Genomic DNA, 4609 nt, shown 5'->3' with positions numbered 1-4609 from the left:
GCGACGAAAAGATCGCCGAGAACATGCACTACAACCAGTTCATCCCCTACACGGATCGGCTGGATTACCTCGCTCCCATCGCGAACAACGTGGCCTACGCGCTGGCCGTGGAAAAGCTCATGGGCTGGACGCTGCCGCCGCGCGGGCAGGCCATCCGCGTGATCTGCTGCGAGATCGCGCGCATTTCCTCGCACCTCCTCGGAGTCGGCGCTTTCGCCATGGATTGCGGCGCGATGACCGTCTTCCTCTACACCTTCACCGAGCGCGAGAAGATCTACAATCTCGTCGAACTTCTCAGTGGCGCCCGTTTCACCACCAGCTACACCCGCGTCGGCGGCCAGACGCGCGATCTGCCGGATGGGTTCCTCGATCTGCTGAAGAAATTCCTCGGCGAGATCCCCGGGGTGATCGATGAGATCGACGGCCTACTTTCCCGCAACCGCATCTTCGTCGACCGGACCAAGGACATCGGCAGCATCACCAAGGAAGAAGCGATCAACTTCGGCCTCAGCGGCCCGAATCTCCGCGGCTCCGGCGTGGACCACGATCTGCGCAAGAAGCATCCGTATCTCGGTTACGAGCAGTACGAGTTCGATGTGCCGATCGGCTCCGTCGGCGACTGCTACGACCGCTATCTGGTCCGCATGGAAGAGATGCGGCAGTCGGTGCGCATCCTTCATCAGGTCATCGACAAGCTTCCTGGTGGCCCCATCAACGTCACGGATAACAAAAACTTCCCACCGCCCAAGACCGCGGTGCTGACGAAGATGGAGGAACTCATCCACCACTTCATCGTGCACACCGAAGGCGTCGATGCGCCTCCCGGCGAAATCTATTTCGGCCACGAGAACCCGAAGGGCGAACTCGGCTTCTACATTTACTCCAAGGGCGGCGGCACCCCGCATCGCCTGAAGATTCGCGCCCCGTCGTTCTGCAATCTCTCCATCCTCTCGAAGATTCTGCCCGGCCACATGATGAGCGACGTCGTCGCCATCCTCGGCTCGCTCGATTTCGTGATGGGCGAGTGCGACCGGTAGATTGCATCCGTCTCCCTTGAACGGACATTTTGGGCCGCGAGCGTGCGTTTCACGCGCGAGAAATTGTCCTCCCCGCGCACAAAGCGGCATCGATCTGCGGATAATCTTGCAGCGTAAGTTCCTCGGCGCCAGGCAACCGTAGAGTATGTTCTTTGTTTAACACGGAAGGCATAGCGATTGCTGATGAGGTCGACTACGTATGTGTGCTATCGAAAGTCTATGAGCTTGGAACCGCCGCAGCCTGGGCGACCAGAAGGTCCGGCGCTTCCGGCTGACGCGCCATCGCCCGCCAGGTTGGTGAATCCGAATCTCACCGGATCGCTGGCGGCAGATCATGTGGCGCTGCAAAATGACCTGGTTCAGGCACAGGAGCTGGCCGCGGATTTTCAGCGGCAGTTGGCGGGGAAATCCAACGAATACGCCCAGTTGAAGCAGATCCTGGAAAAGACCGAGAAGGATCTCGCCCATTTTAATGAAGGCATTGTGGAATTGCGGGCGGAGCGCCATCGCCTGGCCAATGAGGCCATGCGTGCGGTCGCTTTCCAGGCCAAGTTGGCGAAAGTGACCAGCGAGCGCGACCGCCTGCGCATCGACCTGGAAGTTATCCGCCACGCTCTGGCGCAAAAGGGTGAGGACATGGAAATGAAATTGCGTGATCGTGATCGGCACATCGCGGAACTGGTCGTGGAGATGGTTGGGCTGCGGCAGGCGTTGGAAGAGGCGCGAAAAGGCATTTCTCCGGCGCCCGCTATCCAGCCGGCGATTCCTCGGACGCCTTCTCAACCGATTGTCCAGCCGCTGGACGAAATGGAAGAGGCGGTTGTCGAGATCGTGCGCGCCGCCGCCCGCTAGCTGGGATTCGACAGGTCTCCTCGTCGGTTCGGAATTCCGATTTAAGCCCTGATTCGTGCTCACGGCGGTTCCCGGCGCGTGGGTGAGAAAATTGCGGAGGCTTGAGAAGGCTTGATTTACCTTGATTTGGCTTGAGACGCGCCCTCTGCCGCCATTTTTCTGGGCAACGGTGGAACTACGGGAATAATCCCTACGCCGCGCCCAGGATATGGTGGGCAAGCCTGTGTTTTAAAAAACTCGCACCTTAAATCGGCTTAACGGGGCTTAAGGCACCTTAAATCGGATGCCTTTACTTCGCCGGGACGCCTTGACTGTTCCAAGCGGATGGCGGGCAGGAAGTGGGCAACTTTGCCATGGCGGGCGAAGTGGGTATTTGTCGGAGTTCATGCGGGGAAGTGTGCCATGACACGGCGCAAAATGTGCATTGCCCCATTGGTTCCGTTGGCTCCATTGCGGAAAATTCACTCGTCGTGCCTCAAAGCAGGGGTCGCTGCCGCAGTTTCTGTTCAGGTCGTGAGCGCGGCCTGGCCCTTCCGGGGAGGACTTCGCGGCCCACTCCGCGCCGAGACGCGAAGTGGGCCGCTCCACTCGTGCGGCCACATTATCCCCCGATCGCATGGCCGCAAATATTGGTGAAGTCGAAGTGGTGCCTTGAGGCGATCGCATGATCCCGGACCGATGTGTCCGAACGGTGACGGTCTCGCGAAAACCGTGTGAAATATGGCGCCTGAGGGGAGGATTGGGGCCAGCGTGTGACCAGGCGATGGAGTCGAAAATTTAATTCCAGAATTTATCGAACCTGAGAGCATGTGGTGCGTCGCCATGAACGTCTCCAGACCCCTCTGCCCCGGTGATCGGTGGCCGGAAAAAACGAACGCTTGTGAAAAGTTTCACAAATTCCGCTTGCGAGTCTGCGGCGTCATTCGCACACTGCGAACCAACGTGCGTTCCATGCCCGCCACCGCGCTCTCCTTTTCTCTCGTCCTCGGCCTTTCGGCCTGTGGTCCTCGGTTGGCGGATCGTAATATCGATGCGGTGAATCGGCTCTACGAGCAGGCGGAGAAAAGTGGCAAGGAGGTGACCATCAAGGAGGTGGAATCGGTGCTCGGCCAGCCGACGCGGATGGAGACCTACCCGATTGAAATGCAGCGCACCAGGGAACTGCCCATCGTCCGCTACTACTACCAGGAGAACGGTCGCACGATTGTGCTGCACTTCGTGGACAACAAGCTGAGCAAGCACGTCGACCATTTTGGCGAAACGCCGGCGCCGGAGGAGAGTGAGCAGCGCCGGATGGTGCCGCGACCTTCGCCGGCCAAACGCACCGAAAAGGCTCCTGTGGAGAGCGAACGCCCCGCCCCGCCGCCGCCGAGCCAGCCCAATTGATTTTCTAATGGACGTCCCAACTGACCTGCTCGCAAAAATCGACGAAGCGATCACGCATTATCCCGCGCAGAAGCGGAGCGCTTCGCTGCCCCTGCTGCACCTCTGGCAGGAACACTTCGGTTTCATCAGCGACGAAGCCGTCTCCTGGATCGCGAAGAAGCTGGAGTTGCAGCCGATCAATATCCTCGAACTGGTCACGTTCTACCCGATGTTCCGCCGCCATCCCGCGGGCAAGCGCCACATCCGCGTGTGCCGCACGCTCTCCTGCTCGATGGCCGGCAGCTACGAGCTGCGCGACAAGGTGGCCGCCGCCGCCGGGATCGATTTGAAAAAGTGGGCGGAGGACAATGCGCATCACGCCAATGCCGGCCATGGCAATCCCATCGCCGTTTCCGCCGATGGCGAATACTCCATCGAGTTTGTCGAATGCCTCGCCAGTTGCGGCACCGCGCCGGTGGCCATGGTGGACGATTGTTTCAAGGAGAGCGTGAAGCTCGAAGACGCCGCCAAACTGCTGAAGCTCAAGCGCAGCGACGCCACGTTGCCCAAAATCCGCAAACCGCACCCGCGTGAGAAGCGCATCGTTTTCAAGAACATCGACCGCGACGGCTGGACGAACGACATCGACTGCTACCTCAACGACGGCGGCTACGAGCAGCTCAAAAAGGCGTTCAAGATGAAGCCCGAGGAAATCGTCGACGAGGTGAAGAAATCCGGCCTGCGCGGGCGTGGCGGCGCGGGCTTCCCCTGCGGCGTGAAGTGGGGCTTCATCAAGCGAGGCGGTCCGAAGCCGACGTATCTCATTTGCAACGCGGACGAATCGGAGCCCGGCACGTTCAAGGACCGCTACATCATTCACCAGGACCCGCATCAGTTGATCGAGGGCATGGTGATCTCCTGCCTGGCGGTCGACGCCCATCTCGCGTACATCTACATCCGTGGCGAATTCCCCGAGGGCGCGCAGATCCTGGAAAAAGCGCTCGCCGAAGCGCGGGCAAAAAACTTCCTCGGCCAGAACATCCTCGGCTCCGGCTTCGACCTCGAGATCTACGTGCACCGCGGCGCGGGCGCTTACATCTGCGGCGAAGAAACCGGCCTCATCGAATCGCTCGAGGGCAAGCGCGCCTATCCGCGCATCAAGCCGCCCTATTTTCCGGCGGTGCTCGGCCTGTATCAGTGCCCGACAATCGTGAACAATGTCGAGACCCTGTGCGACGTGAAGCACATCCTCGCCATGGGCGGCGGGGCGGAATACGCCAAGCTTGGCAAGCCGAACAATACCGGCACGCGCATCCTGTGCGTGAGCGGCGACGTGAAGAAGCCCGGCTATTACG

At 60.2% G+C, this 4609-nt stretch carries 4 protein-coding genes; all 4 read left to right on the top strand.

Annotation, left to right across the window (positions count from 1 at the left end; translation table 11 throughout):
* On the top strand, positions 1 to 1037 hold a 1037-nt coding region (gene nuoD, locus ABJF10_RS29485; RefSeq protein ID WP_348548185.1), incomplete at its 5' end, for an NADH dehydrogenase (quinone) subunit D.
* 297 nt (positions 1038 to 1334) lie between these two features.
* Complete coding sequence (locus tag ABJF10_RS29480) at positions 1335 to 1889, top strand: hypothetical protein (RefSeq protein ID WP_348548184.1); 555 nt, start codon at positions 1335 to 1337, stop codon at positions 1887 to 1889.
* Between the two features lie 951 nt (positions 1890 to 2840).
* Positions 2841 to 3275, top strand: a complete 435-nt coding sequence (locus ABJF10_RS29475; protein WP_348548183.1) for a hypothetical protein — start codon at positions 2841 to 2843, stop codon at positions 3273 to 3275.
* A gap of 7 nt (positions 3276 to 3282) precedes the next feature.
* Positions 3283 to 4609, top strand: a 1327-nt coding sequence (locus ABJF10_RS29470; protein ID WP_348548182.1) for an NAD(P)H-dependent oxidoreductase subunit E, incomplete at its 3' end; no start/stop codon positions are given.

Source organism: Chthoniobacter sp. (genome assembly GCF_040003245.1).
Classification (GTDB): domain Bacteria; phylum Verrucomicrobiota; class Verrucomicrobiia; order Chthoniobacterales; family Chthoniobacteraceae; genus Chthoniobacter.
Note: the sequence above shows the minus strand (reverse complement) of the source record. Positions and strands in the feature narration are given on the sequence as shown.

What these genes read in the sequence shown, in the direction of transcription:
- ABJF10_RS29475 (WP_348548183.1), top strand. Translation starts at nt 2,841, where the DNA reads ATGCCCGCCACCGCGCTCTCCTTTTCTCTCGTCCTCGGCCTTTCGGCC.